Below are 19,849 nucleotides of genomic sequence, written 5' to 3'. Positions count from 1 at the left end.
TACCTCGCCGATACCCTCCGGGCCATCCTCGACGGACACCCCAGATCCCGCATCGAGGACCTCATGCCCTGGTGCTACGACCAAGCGTCAAGCCTCGCTGCATAGGGCCTCGTCGTCGCGCTTACCATTATGGCGGCTTCTGGGGTAAGCAGCCATTGTCGTCCGGATTTTATTTAGTCATTTCCTTTTGATCATCGCCCGGGCGGCACTGTGTTGCGAGTGCGGCTTTGGCGAGTTCATGAGAGTATTTTACCGCCACCGTTGTCTCCGGTAACTTCTTTGGAGGATATGGATGGCAAGCGACAGGCGTGACAACCGTCGCGACGAATCGGTTGCGGGTTCGGACGGCCGGATACATGCACCGCGCACCTCTGGCAGCCTCGCCCAATTGCGGCCCATGCTTCTGGACGGTCTTTCCGATGCACAGCGTCTGGCGTTTCTTAAGGAATGCCAGCCTTTGCATCTGCCCGGCCCGGCCGAGATCCTGAGCCAGGGCGAACCGCCGCGCAGCTGCTATCTGATCGTGCAGGGCCGGGTCGAGATCACCTTTCTGGACCATGACGGCAATGTCGTGCTGGTTCATGTCGCCGGCCCCGGCGAGATGGTGGGCGAGGTCGAGATCCTGTCGGACCTGACCTGCGCCGCCACCTGCCGCACCTACCCGCATACCCGCCTGCTGACCTTTGGCGCCGCGCTGCTGACGCGGCATGTGCCACCGCCGATCCTGATGCGCAATCTGGCGGCGCTGTTTCACAACCGGCTGCTGCTGCACAGCCGGATGCGGGCGATCACCCAGTTCTACCCGGCCGAGGCGCGGGTGCGGCTGCATCTGCTGAATCTTGCCGACAACCGCAGCGAGGTGCAGGTCAATCAGGCGCAACTGGCGCAGATGGCCGGCTGTTCGCGCCAGACAGTGAACCGGGTGCTGGGTGAATTGCGCGCCGAGGGGCTGATCGTCACCCGGCGCGGCGCGGTGCGCATCCTGAATGGCGCCAGTATGAAGCTGGGCGATTAGGCGCCCTGCCCGGCCCGTCTTGGGCAGGAGCGCAACTCAGGGCGCTGGCCAGCCGTAATGCTGCAGCATCGCCGCCACGGCGCGGTCATTGCCGTCGCCGACAAGATTGCTGCTGCGCAGGTTCTGCGCCTGCGTGCCCGGCCATTCGGTGATGCGGAACCGGCCGCCGATCTTTTCGGGACGCGAGCCGCGCAGCCGGTGCATCCAATACAGCCAGACATCATCGGCCGAAGGCGCCAGCGCCTGAAACAGCGCGGCATCGGTCACATCGGGATGAAACACGCCCGGCGCATAAAGCACGCCGCCGACGCCGGTGGGAAAGACCAGCGGCCCGGCCTGCGGCTGCGACAGGTTGCGCTGCCAGTCGCTATAGGGCTCGGGGCGACCATCGCGCAACGCCACCAGATGCGCGCGGTGGCTGACCACGCCCGCCCCCGCCCCGGCCACCAGCCCGGCCAGCCAGTCGGGGCCATAATAGACATCGTCATCGGCGGTGACGATATGGCTGTCGGGATGGGCCAGCAGCGTCGGCACGATCTTTTTGTAGCTGCGCCAGTCCGGGCAGCTGCGGATCTCGACCGGCAGCGCGGTGACTTCGGCCGGCAAGAGCTGTTCGTCGCCTTCGGCCAGCCACAGCACCACGCGATCAGCCGCGACGCTTTGCGTCAGCAGCGAGCGCAGCACCAGATGCAGCCGGGCAAAGCGCGGCGGATAGCTGGTCAGGCTGACGATCAGCGGCGCAGGCAGGCCATGCGCGCGGCCACGGCCGCGGCGCGACAGGATTTCAGCCTCGGCGGCGCGGATGCGGCGCGCCTGTTTCCAGGACCGGAAGGCGGCGGCGATCATCCCTGCCAGGCCTTACGCAGCCAGTCGATATTGCCGATGCGGCGATACCATTTGCTGCCGCGCCCGGCAAAGACATCCTCCATCTTGGGCGCGCCAGCAAACAGCACGATCTTGGCCCCCGCCGGCAGCACCGGATCCCTGAGATAGCTCAGCAGGTTATAGGGCACGCAATCGTTCTTGAAGCTGACGCACCAGCCCTTGGGCCAATAATGCAGATGTCCCTGCGCGGCCAGTTGCGCGCTTTGGAATTGCTGGCTGATCTCGTAATTCGAGGTCGTGGCCTTGGGATCGGCCAGATAGGCGTCAAGAATATAGGCGTGATCCCCCACGACATAGCGAAATACCGAGCTGTTGCCGACCGAATGCAGAAAGCGGTCGCGATCCGGGTTGATCCGGCGCAAGGGCTTGGCGCGGAACAGATCGTCGTCGCGGATAATGAAGTAATCGCCCGGCAGATCGAAAAACGGCGCCAGATCATCGACCACCACCAGATCCAGATCCAGAAACAGCGCCGTCATGCCGGTGAACCCGCCCAGATCGTGCCGGAACAGCGCGAGCTTCCTCCAACGGGTATCGCCATGGCCCGGCGGCAGGCCCAGTTCGGGCAAGGGCAGCGCCTCGACGCCCGGGTCGATGCCCGCCGCGTCGTCGGTGAAACAGATGAAGCGATGCGGCCGGGCCAGATGGCGGCGGACCTGCCGATACAGCCGGTTCACATCCTCGGCGCCATAAAGCGTGCCCCATTTCATGGTCAGGATCAGCACGGGCTGGGTCATAGCAACTCCTTGGCGCTTGAGCCCCTCGGATAGGCGAAGGGGCCGCCCCGGTCAACGCCGGGACGGCCCCCATCATGTCAGGCGCGCGGTCTTATTCCAGACCGATCAGGCCCATCTGTTCCAGTTTCAGCAGCACCTGATGCGCGGCGTGATCGACGTCATAGCCTTCGGTCTGGATGCGCAGTTCCGGGTTCGCGGGCTCTTCGTAGGGGTCCGAAATGCCGGTGAATTCCTTGATCTTGCCTTCGCGGGCCAGTTTATACAGGCCCTTGCGGTCGCGGCGCTCGCATTCTTCAAGGCTGGTCGCGACATGGACCTCGATAAAGGCGCCGCCGGCCTCGATCATCTCGCGCACGGCGCGGCGGGTCGCGGTATAGGGCGCGATCGGCGCACAGATGGCGATGCCGCCGTTCTTGGTGATTTCGGATGCGACATAGCCGATACGCTTGATGTTGATGTCGCGGTGCTCCTTGCTGAAGCCCAGCTCAGAGGACAGATGCTTGCGCACCACGTCACCATCCAGCAGCGTGACCGGACGGCCGCCCATCTCCATCAGCTTGACCATCAGCGCATTGGCGATGGTCGACTTGCCCGAACCCGACAGGCCGGTGAAGAACACGGTAAAGCCCTGACGGTTGCGCGGCGGCGAGGTGCGGCGCAGCTGGGTCACCACCTCGGGGAAGCTGAACCATTCCGGGATTTCCAGACCTTCGCGCAGGCGGCGGCGCAGTTCGGTGCCCGAGATGTCAAGGATGGTCGCGCCGTCCTCGACTTCGTCACGCGGCTCGTATTGGGCGCGCTCCTGCACATAGACCATCTGCTTGAAGTCGACCATCTGGATGCCGATCGCGTCCTGATGCTCGCGGAACAGTTCCTGCGCGGCATAGGGGTCGTAAAAGTCCTGACCGGCGCTGTTCTTGCCCGGACCGGCGTGGTCGCGACCGACGATCATATGGGTCAGGCCGTGGTTGCGGCGGATGATGCCGTGCCACACCGCCTCGCGCGGGCCGGCCATGCGCATGGCAAGGTTCAGCAGCGACAGATGCGTGGTCGCCGCCGGATACTTGTCCAGCACCGCCTCGTAGCAGCGCACGCGGGTGAAGTGATCGACGTCGCCCGGCTTGGTCATGCCGACGACCGGATGGATCAGCAGGTTGGCCTCGGCTTCGCGCGCGGCGCGGAAGGTCAGCTCCTGATGGGCGCGGTGCAGCGGGTTGCGGGTCTGGAAGGCGACGATCTTGCGCCAGCCCAGCTTGCGGAAATGCGCGCGCAGCTCGTTCGGCGTGTCGCGGCGGCCGCGGAAGTCGTAATGCGTCGGTTGCTGGATGCCGGTGACCGGGCCGCCCAGATAGACGGGGCCGGCGACATTGTGCAGATAGTTCACGGCCGGATGGGCCAGATCGTCGGCGCCAAAGACCTTCTCGGCCTCCAGCGACTTGTTCGGCACCCATTTGTCGGTGACCGACAGGATGGCCAGAATGACGCCTTCCTGGTCGCGCAGCGCGATATCCTCGCCCGGCTCCAGCTTGTCGGCGAACTCTTGCGACACGTCCAGCGTGATCGGCATCGGCCACAGATCGCCGGTGGTCAGGTGCATGTTGTCGACGACGCCGTTGTAATCGGCCTCGGTCAGAAAGCCCTTCAGCGGGTAGAAGCCGCCGTTCATCAAAAGTTCCAGATCGCAGATCTGGCGCGGGGTCAGATCCCAGGACGGCATGTTGCCCGCCTCGACCTTCAGCTTCTGCGCGGATTCGGCGCTGACGTAAAGTTCGGGGATCGGAACGAGATTGGGCTGTGTCATCGGCTTACTCGGCTGCTGGGGAGGGCATCTGGCCCTGCGACAAAAAGAACCGCGGCGCTGCGCGTACGGGATACGGCCTGCCCATATCCGGCGCTCTGCAGGGTTTCAACAGAAGCTTTAGTGAAAGATGGCCGTTTTGCCGCATATCGGCCAAGCTTTGCCGGGGCTTAGCGCGAACAGCCTTTCACGCGGCTGAAACCCGCCCGCGTGGGCGTTCCACCCCGGCGCTGCGGGATGGAACAATCTTCCCCTGCCGGGCTCAGGCGGGGATTTCCGATCCTATTTCGGAACCATGCACATCGGGGGCGCCGGCCATGTCATGTTCGGCCAGCCAGCGCTCGGCATCCAGTGCCGCCATGCAGCCCATGCCGGCCGAGGTCACCGCCTGACGATAGACATGGTCGGTCAGATCGCCCGCCGCGAACACGCCGGGGATCGAGGTACGGGTGCTGCCCGGCTCGACCTTGACATAGCCGCCGTGGTGCAGCTCCAGCTGATCCTTGACCAGTTCCGAACTCGGCGCATGGCCGATGGCGATGAACACGCCATCCGCCGGGATCACCTGCTCGCTGCCAAGGCTAGTGTGGCGAACCTTGACGCCGGTCACGCCGCGCGGGCTGTCGCTGCCCTCGACCTCGACCAGTTCGTGATCCCACAGCACCGAGACCTTGGGATGCTTGAACAGCCGGTCTTGCAGGATCTTTTCGGCACGCAGGCTGTCGCGGCGGTGGATCAGCGTGACCTTGCTGGCGAAATTGGTCAGGAACAGCGCCTCTTCGACAGCGGTATTGCCGCCGCCGATCACCGCGACCTCGCGGTTGCGATAGAAGAACCCGTCGCAGGTGGCGCAGGCCGACACGCCGAAGCCCTTGAACTTTTCCTCGGTCTCCAACCCCAGCCAGCGCGCCTGCGCGCCGGTGGCCAGGATCACCGCATCGGCGGTGATGGTCGCGCCCGAGTCGAGCTCGGCCACAAAGGGGCGCACCTTCAGGTCCAGCCGCGTCACCGTGTCGATAAAGATGCGCGCGCCCATGGCCGTCGCATGCGCCTCCATCTTGACCATCAGGTCGGGGCCCTGGATCTCGGTCTCGCCGGGCCAGTTCTCGACCTCGGTGGTGATGGTCAGCTGGCCACCCGGCTGCATGCCCTGGATCAGCACCGGCTCCAGCATGGCGCGCGAGGCATAGACGGCGGCGGTATAACCCGCCGGCCCCGATCCGACGATCAGCACGCGGGTATGTGCGGGCAGCACGGGCGTGGCGTTTTCGGCAGGGACGTGGGACATGATGCTGGACCTTTCGCGTTGTCGCGCCTAGGTAATCACCCCCGCCCCGGCATGCAATGGAGCAGCGCCGCGCAGGCGAGGCCAGAAAGAATATTGCGCAAACCTGCCCGGCAAGATAGCTTCCGGCATGATTTTGGCCGGTCACCGGCCCAGAGGACGACAATGAGCGGCACGAGACTGGACGACATCGACCGGAAAATCCTTGCGGAACTGCAAGCGGACGGTCGGATGACCAATGTCGAGCTTGCCCGCCGTGTCGGCATTTCCGCCCCCCCCTGCCTGCGCCGGGTGCGGGCGCTGGAAGAAGCCGGCTATATCCGCGGCTACCACGCCGAAATCGACGCCCGCGAACTGGGTTTCGAGGTGCAGGTCTTTGCCATGGTGCGGCTGATCAACCAGTCCGAACGCGATCTTTCGGGCTTCGAGGCACTGGCCCGCGAATGGCCCCTGGTGCGCGAATGCCATATGCTGAATGGCGAGATCGACTTCATCCTGAAATGCGTCTCGCCCGACCTGCCGAGCTTTCAGCGTTTCCTGACCGACAGCCTGACCGCCGCGCCGAATGTCGCCTCGGTCAAGACCTCGCTGGTGATCCGCTGCGCCAAGGACGAGCCGGGCGTGCCCTTTGAAGTGGTCGAGGACAGGGCTGCGGCGCTGGGGTGACCGTGCGCGCGACCCCCAGCCATCGGGCGGGGCCGTGCAGACGCCTCATTTGCCCCCACGGCCGGCTGACACCCCCGCCATCGCCTGACGCAAGGCGGGGGGCCGGATCGCCGCCTCAACTGCAGCCGCTCGTCCCGCCACAAGTGTTGCACTTCATGCAGGTGCCGTTCCGGACCAGCGTGTAATTGCCGCATTCGCCGCAGGGATCACCCTCATAGCCCTGCATCCGGGCCTTGGTGCGGGCGTCCATCGCGCCGCCGTCGCCCGAGCCCATCGCCAGCGTCGAGACCCCGGCCTGCAAGGCCATCAGATCCTGCGGCAGGCGCTTGCGCAGATAGCCGGTCGAGCTGATCTGCTTGAGCATCTCCAGCGAACGCGAGGCGCCGGGGCTGACCGGGGCGACATTCGGCTGGCCCTCGGCCTCGCCGCCGCCCATGTCGTCAAAGCGCGCGCCCTGCGGCGCGACATGCGCCAGATCGGTGCGGTCCAGATAGCTGACCGCCAGCTCACGGAACACATAATCCAGAATCGAGGTCGCGTTCTTGATGCTGTCATTGCCCTGCACCATGCCCGCCGGCTCAAAGCGGGTGAAGGTGAAGGCGTCGACGAATTCCTCCAGCGGCACGCCATATTGCAGGCCAACCGACACGGCGATGGCGAAATTGTTCATCATCGCGCGAAAGCCCGCGCCTTCCTTGTGCATGTCGATAAAGATCTCGCCCAAGCTGCCATCGTCATATTCGCCGGTGCGCAGATAGACCTTGTGGCCACCGACGATGGCTTTCTGGGTATAGCCCTTGCGGCGCTGCGGCAGCTTTTCGCGATGGCTGCGCACGACCTCTTTGACGATGATCTTCTGGACGATCTTTTCGGCGATGACGGCGGCCTTTTCCTGCGGATTGCCGCTGGCAAGGATCTCTTCGGCCTCATCATCATCCTCGACCAGCGCCGAGGCCAGCGGCTGCGACAGTTTCGAGCCGTCGCGATAAAGCGCATTGGCCTTGATGCCCAAGGACCAGCTCAGCTCATAGGCGGCCAGGGCATCGGCGATGCTGGCGCTGTTGGGCATGTTGATGGTTTTTGAGATCGCGCCCGAGATGAAGCTTTGGGCCGCCGCCATCATGCGGATATGGCTTTCCACCGACAGATAGCGCCGACCTTTCTTGCCGCAGGCATTGGCGCAGTCAAAGACCGCGTAATGCGCCTGCTCCAGATGTGGCGCGCCCTCCAGCGTCATGGTGCCGCAGACATGATCGTTCGCCGCCTCGATCTGCGCGCGGTCGAAACCCAGATGCCGCAGCAGGTCAAAGCCGGGATCGACCAGCTGTTCGGCAGGGATGCCCAGCGTCTTGCGGCAGAAATCCTCGCCCAGCGTCCATTGGTTGAAAACGAAGCGGATGTCGAAGGCCTGCGCCAGCGCCGCCTCGACCCGGTCCAGCTCGTCGGGGCCGAAACCGTGGCCGACAAGGCTGGAATGGTTGATGAAGGGTGCATCGCTCAGGCTGCCATGGCCCACGGCATAGGCGGCGATCTCATGGATCTGGGCCGGGCTATAGCCCAGCGCCGCCAGCGCCGCCGGGACCGAGCGGTTGATGATCTTGAAATAGCCGCCGCCGGCCAGTTTCTTGAACTTGACCAAGGCGAAATCCGGCTCGATCCCGGTGGTGTCGCAATCCATGATCAGGCCGATGGTGCCGGTCGGCGCGATGACCGAGACTTGCGCATTGCGATAGCCATGCTCTTCGCCCAGCGTCAGCGCCTCGTCCCATGCGCCCTGCGCCAAGGCGGCCAGACGCGGATCGGGGCAATTTGCCACGTCCAGCTCGACCGGGCGGACGTTGACGCCGTGATAGACGCCCGTGCCATGGGCGGCGGCGCGGTGATTGCGGATCACGCGCAGCATATGCTCGGCATTGCGGGCATAGCCGGGGAACGGGCCCAGTTCGACCGCCATCTCGGCCGAGGTGGCATAGGCCACACCCGTCATCAGCGCGGTCAGCGCCGCGCAAAGCGCCCGCCCCTGCGCCGAATCGTAACCCAGTCCCATGGTCATCAGCAGACCGCCGATATTGGCATAGCCCAGACCCAGCGTGCGGAAATCATAGCTGCGCTGCGCGATCTCGGCGCTGGGGAATTGCGCCATCAGCACGCTGATCTCCAGCGTCAGCGTCCACAGGCGCGAGGCATGGACATAGCCGCCGGCATCGAATTCCCCGTCCCGCCAGAAGGCCAGCAGGTTCATCGAGGCCAGATTGCAGGCGGTATCGTCAAGGAACATGTATTCGCTGCAGGGGTTGCTGCCGCGAATGGCGCCGTCCTCGGGGCAGGTGTGCCAGGCGTTCACCGTGTCATGGAACTGGATGCCGGGATCGGCGCAGGCCCAGGCGGCATGACCGATCTGGTCCCAAAGCTCGCGCGCCGAGACGGTGCGGGCCGTGCTGCCATCGGTGCGGCGCAACAGCGCCCATTCGCCATCCTCGCGTACCGCGCGCAGGAAGGCATCCGTCACCCGCACCGAATTGTTCGAGTTCTGCCCCGAGACCGAGGCATAGGCCTCGGAGTCCCAATCGGTATCATAGGTTCGGAACTCAATAGAATCAAAGCCCTGACGGGCATATTGCAGAACCCGGTTCACATAGGTTTCCGGGATCATGCTGCGTTTGGCGCTGCGGATGGCCGATTTCAGCGCCCCGTTGCGGGCCGGATCGGTCGCATCCTCGATGCTGCCGTCCCAATCCCGGATCGCGGCAAAGATCTCGTTCAGCTTGCGCTCGTGCATCTTGGAGCCGGCCACCAGTGCGGCGACCTTTTGCTCCTCGATGACCTTCCAGTTGATGAACTGCTCGATGTCGGGGTGATCCATGTCGCAGATCACCATCTTTGCCGCGCGTCGGGTCGTTCCGCCCGATTTGATCGCGCCGGCTGCCCGGTCTCCGATCTTCAGAAAGCCCATGAGCCCCGAAGATTTCCCGCCGCCCGACAGTTTCTCGCCCTCTCCACGAAGGGACGAAAAATTGGTGCCCGTTCCCGAGCCGTATTTGAAGAGCCGCGCTTCCCGCAGCCACAGATCCATGATGCCGCCTTCGTTCACCAGATCGTCGTTGACCGACTGGATGAAGCAGGCATGCGGCTGCGGATGCTCATAGGCGCTGTCCGAGCGCACCAGTTTGCCGGTCTTGGGATCGACATAGAAATGCCCCTGCGAGGGACCGTCGATGCCATAGGCCCAATGCAGACCGGTGTTGAACCATTGCGGGCTGTTGGGCGCCCCCATCTGCGCGGCCAGCATGCAGCGCATCTCGTCCATATAGGCGCGGGCATCCGCCTCGGAGGAAAAATAGCCCCCCTTCCAGCCCCAATAGGCCCATGCGCCGGCCAGCCGGTCGAACACCTGCCGGGCCGAGGTCTCGCCACCATAGCGCGCCTCGGGCGGCAATTCGGCCAACGCCTCGTCATCCGCAACCGAGCGCCACAGGAATTCGGGCACGCCCTTTTCCCGGACGCGTTTCAGCCGCGCGGGCACGCCGGCCCGGCGGAAGTATTTCTGCGCGATGACATCCGAGGCGACCTGGCTCCAGCCTTCGGGCACTTCGACGGCCTCGTTGCGGAACACCAGGCTGCCATCGGGGTTGCGGATCTCGCTGGCGGTGGTTCTGAAGGCGATGCCGCCATAGGCCCCGGCCTCGTCACTGGTAAAGCGTCGCTCGATCCGCATTCTCTGCCTCATGCTTTGCGGCCATACCTGCCCGGGCCGCATCCCAAGGGGGCGCGGTGGCTGCTGGCGGCCGTGTTTCGGTCATTGAACCCCGTCGGTCTGGATCTGATCGAAATACCAGATCTGGTGGCCAACTGGGGTTGGCGCACAACCTGCCGCGTTCCAAGCCCGCGATCAACGGAAAAATTTCAACGCTTTCCGACCGCTGGCCGTTGACAGTGGCGCCACCGCCCCCGGCCCCAGATTCGTCCGGGCGGGGCTGTTAACAGCTGCGATCTTCGCGGTGATCGCCAAAAGCACAATTGGCAGGCGGACTTCTCACCTGCCGTTCAACGCTTTTCCACAGGCTTGCCCACAGCTGGCGCAGCGGCGGGTTGCGATTTCGTTCCCGCCTCGGCGGGATGGGTCATTTTTCGCCCGGATGCAGAATCCCGCGATCAGTGACGATCAGATCCAGCGGCTCATCCGTGGGCTCGACGGGAATCAGCCGAATCTCTTGCACGGCATAGGCGAGCCCGATTGCCAGCACCGGCGAGACCGCGCGCAGCGCCTGCAAGGTGCGGTCGTAAAAGCCGCCGCCATAGCCCAGACGGTTGCCGGCAAGGTCATAGCCCGCCAGCGGCACGATCAGCACCTGCGGCTGCAGCTCGGGGCAATCCGGCGGCGGGTGGCTGGTGCCGAAACTGCCGGTTTCAAGCCGGCCGTCGTAGCGGCGGAACACCAGCGGCCGCGCCGGCCCCAGCACCACCGGCAGGCAGACCGGCGCGGCATGGGCCACCATCGCCGGGCGCGGATCGGCCTCGCCCCGCATCGGCCAATAGCCGGCCAGCACCTTGTCGCCATGTGGCGCCAGCACCTGCGCCAGATTGCCGGCCAAGGCCGCGTCGTCGCCGCCCTGCCGCCGCGCCGTCAGCGCCTCGCGCCGCAGCGCCGCCTTCAGATCAGGATCCATGAGGCCAACCCCAGAAATGCAAAGAAACCCATCATGTCGGTCATCGTGGTAACGAATGTCCCCGAGGCCAGCGCCGGGTCCACCCCCAGCTTGCTGAGCCCCAGCGGCACCAGCACGCCCCCGGTCGCGGCGACGATCTGGTTGCAGATCATCGCCATGCCCAGCACCACCCCGATCATCGGCGCGCCAAGGATAAAGGTGCCGGCCAGAAACAGGATCACCGCCAGCCCCAACCCGTTCAGCATCCCGGCCGCCAGCTCGCGCAGGATGACGCGGCGGGCGTTGGTGCTGGTCAGATCGCGGGTGGCGAGCGCCCGCACCGCCACGGCCAGCGATTGCGTGCCGGCGATGCCGCCGGTCGAGGCCACGATCGGCATCAGCGCGGCAAGGATCACCAGCCGCGCCACCGTTCCCTCGAAGCGCGAAATCACCAACGCCGACAGCGAGGCGGTGAACAGGTTGATGACCAGCCACGGCAGCCGCTGCCGCGCCGTCTGCAGCGGCCCGTCCGAGACATGGCTTTCGTCCGAGACGCGGGCCATGCGCAGAAAGTCCTCTTCGTGTTCCTCGTCCAGCACCGACATGGCGTCGTCGATGGTGATGACGCCGACCAGCCGGTCATGGTCATCGACCACCGGCGCCGAGATCAGGTGATATTTGTTGAAGGCATAGGCCACGTCGCCTTCGTCCTGCCGGGCCGAGATGGTGCGGAAACTGTCCTCGGTGATCTCGCGCAGCGGCGTCTCGCGGCGCGAGGCCAGAAGCTTGCCCAGCGTGACGTAACCTTTCGGATGCCGGCGCGGGTCGACCATGATGACGTGATAGAACTGGTCGGGCAGCCAATCCTCGTGGCGCAGATAGTCGATGGTCTCGCCCACGGTCCAATGCTCGGGCGCGGTCACCACCTCGGATTGCATCAACCGGCCGGCCGAATATTCGGGATAGGTCAGCGAGCGCTCGACCGCGGCGCGGTCGCTGTCGTCCAGCGCAGCCAGAATGGCCTGCTGCTCGGACTTGTCCATGTCCTCGATCAGGTCGACGACATCGTCGCTGTCCATCTCGCGGACGGCCTCGGCCACAACCTCATGCGGCAGCTGCTCGATGACCTCTTCGCGGATGGAATCGTCGATCTCGGACAGAATCTCGCCGTCCATCTCGCCCGAATAAAGGCTGAGGAAGGCGCGCCGGCGCGGGGGCGTCAGCTGTTCGATCAGGTCGGCGATGTCGGCGGCATGCTCATGTTCCAGCAACCGGTCCAGCGCCGGGCCGTCCTGTTCGTCGATGGCCCGGTTGATCGCCTCAAGATCCTTGCGGCTCAGCTCGAAATCGTCCTCGGCAAGCTCGGCCTCGGTTTCGCGATGCTCGGTCATGGCTGGCTTCTCCGGCTGGTCGGGGGGGGGCATTCGGGCGGCGCCATAGGCGCAGTGCCGCCGCGTCTCAATCAGGCCAGAGCCTGCGGGGTCATCACGCCTGCGCCAGCAGCGCCAGCGCCTCGGCATGCAATTCGGGCGAGGCGGCGGCCAGCATGCGCCCGCCGCCATGCGCGGGGCCGCCCTGCCAATCGGTGACGACGCCGCCGGCGGCCTGCACCACGGCGATGGGGCCCACGACATCATAGGCTTGCAAGCCGGCCTCGATCACCAGATCGACCTGCCCCAGCGCCACCAGCGCATAGGCATAGCAGTCCAGCCCATAGCGGGTCAGCCGCGCCCGGTCGGCGACCCGGCGAAAGGCGGCATGTTCCTCGGCCGAGCCGACCTCGGGATAGGTGGTCATCAGCGTGGCCTGCGCCAGCGTGACGCCGCCGCGGCTGCGCAATTCGCGTTGGCCCTGACGGTCGGTCAGCCGGGAAATCCCCAGGCCACCTTCGAAACGCTCGCCGGTAAAGGGTTGATCGACCAGCCCATAGATCGGGCCATCGGCATCGGTGACACCGATCAGCACACCCCAGCTGGGCGCCCCCGAGATAAAGGCGCGGGTGCCGTCGATCGGGTCCAGAACCCATGTCAGGCCGCTGCTGCCGGGCTGGGCGCCGAATTCCTCGCCAAGGATGGCATCCTCGGGGCGGACCTCGGCCAGAATGTCGCGCATGGCGCGTTCGCTGGCGCGATCGGCCTCGGTGACCGGATCAAAGCCCTTCTGGGCCTTGTTGTCCGGGTGAATGTCCGGGCTGCGGAACATCCGCAAGGTCTCGGCCCGGGCCGCATCGGCCAGACGATGCGCCGTGGCCACGAGCCGCGCTGCGGTTTCGGCATTCACCGAACCCGGTCGGTCGCTGACATTCGGTCGATGGATTTCACGCATCTTCGCCCCCGCATTCCAACAGGGGCAGGATTAGCTGCGATGGTGACAAAGCGAAAGCCACCAATCCCGTCCCCCACCCTAAATTCGGCCGATGCCCAAGGGCGGGGCGGCGGGGATCAGGCAGCGTCCGACAGCACCCGGGCCAGTTCAAAGATCTGACGGCGCTGGGCCTCGGGCATGGCGTAATAGGCGCGGACCAGTTGCAGCGCCTCTTTGTCGGCAAGGATGTCGCCCTCGACCGAAGCATTGGGCTGGGCAGCCTCGTCGATGCCTTCAAAGAAGAAGCTGACGGGCACGTCGACGGCCTGGGCGATGTCCCACAGACGCGATGCCGAAACCCGGTTCATGCCGGTTTCGTATTTCTGGATCTGCTGGAACTTGATCCCGACCTTTTCGGCCAACTGCTGCTGGGTCATCCCGATCATCCAACGGCGGTGACGGATACGCTTTCCGACGTGGACATCAACATTATGCTTCATCGTAACACACCTCACTCAATCTAAACGAGCACTACACTTTTCCATCGCAATCTTCGAGGGAGAACTGGCCGACTTGACCAAAAAGACAATACCCGCAACGGTTCTGTCTGGTGTCTCTCGAATTTCACTGCCGGGTGCGGTGCTTCGACAGAAATATGACAGGGCAGAACATGGCTGAATACCGGAAAGTGATGAGGTTGTCTGAAAAGGCAGTTTCGCCCTCTATGAGCGAGTGCGAGATCCCGGCCCCCGGACCCGGCGAGGTGCTGGTCGCCATGCGTGCCGCAGCGCTGAACTTTGCCGATCTGCTGATGCGCGAGGGCACCTATCAGGAAACCCCGCCGCTGCCGTTCATTCCCGGCCTCGAAGGCTCGGGCGTGGTGGTCGCGGCGGGCCCCGACGCTGGTCTTGCGCCGGGCATGCGGGTCGCGGTCTTCAGTCAGGGCACCATGGCCGAGGCCAATGTCTTTCCCGCCGCGCATTGCCATCCGATCCCCGACAGCATGTCGCACGAAGAGGCGGCAGGCTTTCTGGTCGCCTATGGCACCAGCCATCTGGCGCTGACCCTGCGCGCGGGGCTTGGCGCCGGCGAGACGCTGGCGGTTCTGGGGGCTGCGGGCGGCGTTGGCCTGACGGCGGTCGAGATCGGCGCGGCGCTTGGCGCGCGGGTGATTGGCATCGCCAATGGCGCAGACAAACTGGCCGCCGTGCAGGCCGCCGGTGCGCATGAGCTGATCGACGCCGCCGCCTGTCCCGACCTGCGCGCGGCCTTGCGCGATCTGGGCGGCGCCGATGTCGTCTATGATCCGGTCGGCGATGCACCAGGCGCGGCCGCCTTTGGCGCGCTGAAACAGGGCGGCCGCTTTCTGCTGATCGGCTTTGCCGGCGGCAAGCCGCCCGCCCTGCCCCTGAACCACGCTTTGGTCAAGAACATCGCCATTCACGGCATCCATTGGGGCGCCTATCGCAAATTGCAGCCGCAGGCGCTGCGCGACAGCCTGTCGGCGCTGATGGATCTATATGCGCAGGGGCGGCTGCATCCGCATGTCGGCGCCACCCTGCCCCTTGCCCGGCTGGCCGAGGGCTATGACGCATTGCAGAGCCGCCGCGCCATCGGCAAGATCATCATTACCATGTGATCTGCCCGCCGGACCGGCATTTGCCAGCCAGAAGCGATTGAAATTTCCAGCCTCTCTGCCAATATCGGGGATGATGGCGGGCCGGATCGGCCCTGCCGCCAATTTCGACCGGGGGAGATCCCATGCAAGACTACAACACCATCCGCACGGCCGGGACGGCGACGCGCTCGGCTGCTCTGGACGAAGGGCTGCGGACCTACATGAACAAGGTCTACAGCCTGATGGCTGTGGGCATGCTGGTCACCGCCGGGGCCGCCTGGGGCATCTCGGGTCTGGCGCTGTCGGACGTGCCGACGCAATGGGCGCTGGGGAATGGCCATTACCTGACCGAATTCGGCAAGACGCTGTATCTGTCGCCGCTGAAATGGGCGGTGATGTTTGCGCCGCTGCTGATGGTCTTTGCCTTTAGCGCCGCGCTGAACCGGCTGTCGGTTTCGGCCGCGACCACGCTGTTCTATGCCTTTGCCGCGATGATGGGCATCTCGATCAGCTGGATCTTTGCCGCCTATACCTCGTTCTCGATCGTGCAGACGTTTCTGGTGACGGCCATCGCCTTTGCCGGCCTGTCGCTTTGGGGCTACACGACCAAGCGTGACCTGTCGGCGATGGGCACCTTCCTGATGATGGGTCTGATCGGGCTGATCGTGGCCTCGATCGTGAACATCTTCCTGAAATCGGGCGCGGTGCAATTCGCGATCTCGGCCATCGGCGTGCTGATTTTTGCCGGCCTGACCGCCTTTGACACGCAGAACATCAAGAACACCTATCTGCAACTGGCCAATTCGGACCGCGACTTTCTGGGCAAGGCCGCGATCATGGGCGCCCTGCAGCTGTATCTGGATTTCCTGAACCTGTTCATGTTCCTGCTGCAGTTCATGGGCAACCGAGAGTAAAGCCTGGTCAGCAGCTTCGACCTGATCGCCCCGCCAGTCACCCTGGCGGGGCTTTTCGTTGGCGCGGGCATTGCCACCATCGACGCAGCAAATGGTCGGCTTCCTCTTGCCGAATCGCCCCAGATAGATCAACATCTCAATAAATATTTAGGAGTTGATACGTTGATCGGTGAAGCATCCGCCCTTGCCGCCTTCGCAGCACTGTCGCAGGAGACGCGCCTGCGCATAGTCCGGCTGCTGGTTCAGGCCGGACCGGACGGCATGGCCGCCGGGACGATTGGCGAGACCTTGGGCGGCGCGACCCCGTCGCGGCTGTCCTTTCACCTGACCCATCTTGAACATGCCGGGCTGATCCGGTCCCGGCGCGAAGGGCGCTTCATCATCTACAGTGCCGTCTTTCCGACACTCGCCGGGCTGATCGAGTTCCTCATGCGCGATTGCTGTGACGGCCGCCCAGAAATCTGCACCCCGGTCGCCGCCGCCCTGTCCTGTTCCTGCGACCCCCAAAAGGATGCCAGTCATGGCTGAACCATCACCCCGCCTGTTCAACGTGCTGTTTCTGTGCACGGGCAATTCCGCCCGCTCGATCATCGCTGAAAGCGTGCTGCGCAAGGACGGCGGTGACCGCTTCCGCGCCTTTTCGGCCGGAAGCCAGCCAAAGGGCGAGGTTCATCCCCGCACGCTGAAGATCCTGCAAAACTACCATTACCCGACCGAAGGGCTGCGTTCGAAAAGCTGGGATGAGTTTGCCGGGGCCGATGCGCCGGTGATGGATTTCGTCTTTACGGTCTGCGACGACGCCGCCGGCGAAACCTGTCCCTATTGGCCGGGCCAGCCGATGACGGCGCATTGGGGCGTCGCAGATCCGGTGATGGCAACCGGCAGTGATCTGCAGCGCGACATGGCCTTTATTGACACGTTGCGCTATATGAAGGCGCGCATCCAAGCCTTTGCCGCCCTGCCGATCAGCACGCTTGACCGGGCAAGCCTCGCCTCGGAACTGCACCGCATCGGGCGCAGCGAAGGTGCGACCGGCACGGCGCGCGATACCGATGTCATCATCTATCACAACCCCGATTGCGGAACCTCACGCAATACGCTCGCGATGATCCGCAATGCGGGCATCGAGCCACATGTGGTCGAATACCTGAAATCCCCGCCCTCGCGCGCTTTGCTTGAACGGCTGATCGCCCGCATGGGCATCGCGCCGCGCGACCTGCTGCGAGAGAAGGGCACACCCTACGCCGAACTCGGGCTGGGCAACCCCGCCCTGACCGATGCGGCCCTGATCGATGCGATGATGGCCCATCCGGTTCTGATCAATCGCCCCATCGTGGTCAGCCCCAAGGGCGTGCGGCTGTGCCGTCCCTCGGAACACGTGCTGGACCTGTTGCCACCGCAGCAGGCCGCGTTCAGCAAGGAGGACGGCGAACAGGTTGTGGATGCCCAAGGCAACCGCGTCCGTTCGGCCTGATCGAGGAAGCACCATGGCCATCAAGCACCCGCCCCGTCGCCTCTCGTTTCTGGACCGATACCTGACGCTCTGGATCTTTGCCGCCATGACGCTCGGCGTCGTGCTGGGCAGCGCATTCACCGGATTGCCCGGCGCGTTGCAGCGCATGTCGGTCGGCTCGACAAATATTCCCATCGCCATCGGGCTGATCCTGATGATGTATCCGCCGCTCGCCAAGGTCCGCTACGAGGAGCTGCATCAGGTCTTTGCCGACAAGCGGGTGCTGGCACTGTCGCTGGTGCAGAACTGGCTGATCGGACCTGTCCTGATGTTCGGGCTGGCCGTGCTTTTCCTGCGCGACAGCCCCGAATACATGACCGGGCTGATCCTGATCGGCCTTGCGCGCTGCATCGCCATGGTGCTGGTCTGGAACCAGCTGGCGCGCGGCGACGGCCAATATGTTGCCGGACTGGTGGCGTTCAACGCGATCTTCCAGATCCTGTTTTTTTCCACATATGCCTGGCTTTTCCTGACCGTGTTTCCGCCCATGTTTGGCCTGCAAGGCAGCGTGATCAACGTCGGGTTCTGGACTGTCACCAAGGCCGTGCTGATCTATCTCGGCTTGCCGTTCATTGCCGGCTTCCTGACCCGCAGCCTGCTGATCGCGCGCCGGGGCGAGGCATGGTATCGTGAGGTGTTTCTGCCAAAGATCAGCCCGATCACGCTGGTTGCCCTGCTGTTCACCATCATCGCCATGTTTGGCCTGAAAGGGGGCGATGTGGTGCGCCTGCCGATGGATGCGCTGCGGATCGCCGTCCCGCTGGTGCTGTATTTCGCCATTCAGTTCATGGTCAGCTTTGCCATGGGCCGCCTGATCGCCCGAGACTATCCGCGCAGCACCGCCATCGCCTTCACGGCTGCGGGCAACAATTTCGAGCTGGCGATCGCCGTCGCCATCGCCGCCTATGGGCTGGCCTCGCCCGTGGCCTTTGCCACCGTCATCGGCCCGCTGGTCGAGGTGCCGGTGCTGATCGCGCTGGTCAATGTCGCGCTGCGCCTGCGCGGACCGTGGTTTGCCGACGACACCTCTGACGCCCCCGATGAGGTCCGCGCGTGATCCCCGACCTGCCGAACCTGTCGCTTGACTGTCTGCGCCAGCCAGAGCTTCCCGACCTGCCACGCGCAGCCCATCCACCCCGCATCCTGTTGCTTTACGGTTCCCTGCGCGAACGGTCATACAGCCGCTTCGCCACATGGGAGGCCGAGCGGCTGCTGCGACATTTCGGCTGCGAAACGCGCGTGTATCATGCCAACGGCCTGCCGCTGCCCGAGGACGCCGACCCTTCACATCCCAAGGTTCAGGAGTTGCGCGACCTGTGCCTCTGGTCCGAGGGGCAGGTGTGGACCAGTCCAGAGCGCCATGGCGCGATGACCGGCGTGATGAAGTCACAAATCGACTGGATCCCGCTGGCGATGGGGGCGATCCGCCCAACGCAAGGCCGCACCTTGGCCGTCATGCAGGTGTCGGGTGGCTCGCAATCCTTTAATGCCGTGAACCAGATGCGCGTCCTTGGCCGGTGGATGAGAATGCTGACGATCCCCAATCAATCCTCGGTCGCCAAGGCGTATCAGGAGTTTGACGAGGCCGGGCGGATGCGTCCATCCAGCTATTACGACCGCATTGTCGACGTGATGGAGGAGCTGGTGAAGTTCACCCTGCTGACCCGTGACATGTCTGGCTATCTCACCGACCGATACAGCGAGCGGAAGGAAGCGGCAGCCAAGCTGGAAGAGCGGGTGAGCCTGATTGAATTATCGGGCAACCGCGGCAACTGACGAGCTTTGGCGGCCCCGGACGGGCGCAGCACAGGCAAGGTCGGGCCCCACGCCCGACCTTTTTTCATGGATGGGGCCTCGCTTTCGCGCCTGCCGCATCGCGTTCCTCTGCCGAGAGGCGATTTTTTCCGATCTTGTTGCACATATCACAACCAAAAATTGTGCAACGTTTTCCGGGACAACGTGTCGTTAATATTCGTTAACCCATTACAACTACGACATTTTGCACTGAAAAGTTCAATAAATTGTGTTGCGTTGCATTTAATGCAATTTAGACAAGTCCCGTCGGCTCCTTCGGGCCGATGCCACTTGTCACAGCAGCCAGACCTCGCTCGGCCGGGCCATTTTGCCCGGAAACGCCGATTTTCGGCGCATGGCACCGGTTTGCCTTGGCCTGTCGCAGGTGGGGGCAACGATCACGCCAGAATTGGGCGTGTCTGAGAGCGGGTTAGAAATGACTTCGATCGGCGATTTGAAAGACGCGATGCGCAAAGAGATTGACCAGGCGAACCTCGGCAACCTCCACGACATCGGCGACACCCTGAAAAAAGGCTTCGGCAGCATCGGCTATGGCGGCGGCGTCGGCTACGGCGGCGGCAGCTTTGGCCAAGGCGGCTGGGGCACCGGCGGCGGCTGGGGTGGCGGTGGCGGCGGCGGCGGTGGCGGCGGCGGCGGTGGCGGCGGCGGCGGCG

19 protein-coding genes are annotated in these 19,849 nt (G+C 64.5%); 10 read left to right on the top strand and 9 right to left on the bottom strand.

Annotated elements, in window-relative coordinates; translation table 11 throughout:
• The coding region (locus tag GL279_RS18050) for a transposase domain-containing protein (RefSeq protein WP_155064130.1) at window positions 1–105 on the top strand (105 nt) is incomplete at its 5' end.
• A gap of 187 nt (window positions 106–292) precedes the next feature.
• Entirely contained in the window at window positions 293–1,015 is a 723-nt protein-coding gene (locus GL279_RS18045) for a Crp/Fnr family transcriptional regulator (RefSeq protein WP_155066010.1), read from the top strand.
• Window positions 1,016–1,051: 36 nt separating this feature from the next.
• Here GL279_RS18045 and GL279_RS18040 read toward each other — a convergent pair whose 3' ends face one another.
• The 4 genes from GL279_RS18040 to trxB all read right to left on the bottom strand — a co-directional run bounded on the left by GL279_RS18040 (window position 1,052) and on the right by trxB (window position 5,723).
• Window positions 1,052–1,861, bottom strand: coding sequence for a glycosyltransferase family 2 protein (locus GL279_RS18040; protein WP_155066009.1), 810 nt, complete (start codon window positions 1,859–1,861; stop codon window positions 1,052–1,054).
• A complete protein-coding gene (locus tag GL279_RS18035) occupies window positions 1,858–2,637 on the bottom strand; it encodes a hypothetical protein (protein ID WP_155066008.1) in 780 nt (259 codons plus the stop codon). Before GL279_RS18035 ends, GL279_RS18040 begins: the two co-directional genes overlap by 4 nt.
• 91 nt (window positions 2,638–2,728) lie before the next feature.
• A complete protein-coding gene (locus tag GL279_RS18030) occupies window positions 2,729–4,438 on the bottom strand; it encodes a bifunctional sulfate adenylyltransferase/adenylylsulfate kinase (RefSeq protein ID WP_155066007.1) in 1,710 nt (569 codons plus the stop codon).
• A 259-nt stretch (window positions 4,439–4,697) separates the two neighbouring features.
• The gene (gene trxB / locus GL279_RS18025) at window positions 4,698–5,723 is read right to left on the bottom strand and encodes a thioredoxin-disulfide reductase (RefSeq protein WP_155066006.1); all 1,026 of its coding nucleotides are present in this window, start codon (window positions 5,721–5,723) and stop codon (window positions 4,698–4,700) included.
• 162 nt (window positions 5,724–5,885) lie between these two features.
• Between trxB and GL279_RS18020 the strand changes: the two genes are divergently transcribed.
• The gene (locus GL279_RS18020; protein ID WP_155066005.1) at window positions 5,886–6,386 is read left to right on the top strand and encodes an Lrp/AsnC family transcriptional regulator; all 501 of its coding nucleotides are present in this window, start codon (window positions 5,886–5,888) and stop codon (window positions 6,384–6,386) included.
• A gap of 115 nt (window positions 6,387–6,501) precedes the next feature.
• Here GL279_RS18020 and GL279_RS18015 read toward each other — a convergent pair whose 3' ends face one another.
• The 5 genes from GL279_RS18015 to GL279_RS17995 all read right to left on the bottom strand — a co-directional run bounded on the left by GL279_RS18015 (window position 6,502) and on the right by GL279_RS17995 (window position 13,836).
• A complete protein-coding gene (locus GL279_RS18015; RefSeq protein WP_155066004.1) occupies window positions 6,502–10,101 on the bottom strand; it encodes a vitamin B12-dependent ribonucleotide reductase in 3,600 nt (1,199 codons plus the stop codon).
• Between the two features lie 406 nt (window positions 10,102–10,507).
• Window positions 10,508–11,053: a 5-formyltetrahydrofolate cyclo-ligase gene (locus GL279_RS18010; protein WP_155066003.1), complete on the bottom strand. Its 546-nt coding sequence runs from the start codon at window positions 11,051–11,053 to the stop codon at window positions 10,508–10,510.
• The gene (gene mgtE, locus GL279_RS18005) at window positions 11,038–12,423 is read right to left on the bottom strand and encodes a magnesium transporter (RefSeq protein ID WP_155066002.1); all 1,386 of its coding nucleotides are present in this window, start codon (window positions 12,421–12,423) and stop codon (window positions 11,038–11,040) included. Before mgtE ends, GL279_RS18010 begins: the two co-directional genes overlap by 16 nt.
• Before the next feature lie 94 nt (window positions 12,424–12,517).
• Entirely contained in the window at window positions 12,518–13,357 is an 840-nt protein-coding gene (locus tag GL279_RS18000; RefSeq protein WP_155066001.1) for an inositol monophosphatase family protein, read from the bottom strand.
• Between the two features lie 116 nt (window positions 13,358–13,473).
• A complete protein-coding gene (locus GL279_RS17995) occupies window positions 13,474–13,836 on the bottom strand; it encodes a helix-turn-helix domain-containing protein (RefSeq protein ID WP_155066000.1) in 363 nt (120 codons plus the stop codon).
• Between the two features lie 224 nt (window positions 13,837–14,060).
• Between GL279_RS17995 and GL279_RS17990 the strand changes: the two genes are divergently transcribed.
• From GL279_RS17990 to GL279_RS19190, 7 genes are all read left to right on the top strand, one after another.
• Entirely contained in the window at window positions 14,061–14,975 is a 915-nt protein-coding gene (locus tag GL279_RS17990) for an NADPH:quinone oxidoreductase family protein (RefSeq protein WP_246175388.1), read from the top strand.
• 122 nt (window positions 14,976–15,097) lie between these two features.
• Window positions 15,098–15,868, top strand: coding sequence for a Bax inhibitor-1/YccA family protein (locus tag GL279_RS17985; protein WP_155065998.1), 771 nt, complete (start codon window positions 15,098–15,100; stop codon window positions 15,866–15,868).
• A gap of 165 nt (window positions 15,869–16,033) precedes the next feature.
• Entirely contained in the window at window positions 16,034–16,396 is a 363-nt protein-coding gene (locus GL279_RS17980; RefSeq protein ID WP_343039854.1) for an ArsR/SmtB family transcription factor, read from the top strand.
• On the top strand, window positions 16,389–17,342 hold the full coding sequence (gene arsC, locus GL279_RS19715; protein ID WP_155065996.1) for an arsenate reductase (glutaredoxin): 954 nt from the start codon (window positions 16,389–16,391) through the stop codon (window positions 17,340–17,342). The genes GL279_RS17980 and arsC overlap by 8 nt, the downstream gene beginning before the upstream one ends.
• 13 nt (window positions 17,343–17,355) lie before the next feature.
• Window positions 17,356–18,438: an ACR3 family arsenite efflux transporter gene (arsB, locus tag GL279_RS17970; RefSeq protein WP_155065995.1), complete on the top strand. Its 1,083-nt coding sequence runs from the start codon at window positions 17,356–17,358 to the stop codon at window positions 18,436–18,438.
• Window positions 18,438–19,157, top strand: a complete 720-nt coding sequence (gene arsH, locus GL279_RS17965) for an arsenical resistance protein ArsH (protein WP_425495615.1) — start codon at window positions 18,438–18,440, stop codon at window positions 19,155–19,157. The genes arsB and arsH overlap by 1 nt, the downstream gene beginning before the upstream one ends.
• 454 nt (window positions 19,158–19,611) lie before the next feature.
• Window positions 19,612–19,849 (top strand): hypothetical protein (locus GL279_RS19190; RefSeq protein WP_211371359.1); only part of this gene is annotated, 238 nt, incomplete at its 3' end.

This window comes from Paracoccus limosus (assembly GCF_009711185.1).
Taxonomy (GTDB): Bacteria; Pseudomonadota; Alphaproteobacteria; order Rhodobacterales; family Rhodobacteraceae; genus Paracoccus; species Paracoccus limosus.
Note: the sequence above shows the minus strand (reverse complement) of the source record. Positions and strands in the feature narration are given on the sequence as shown.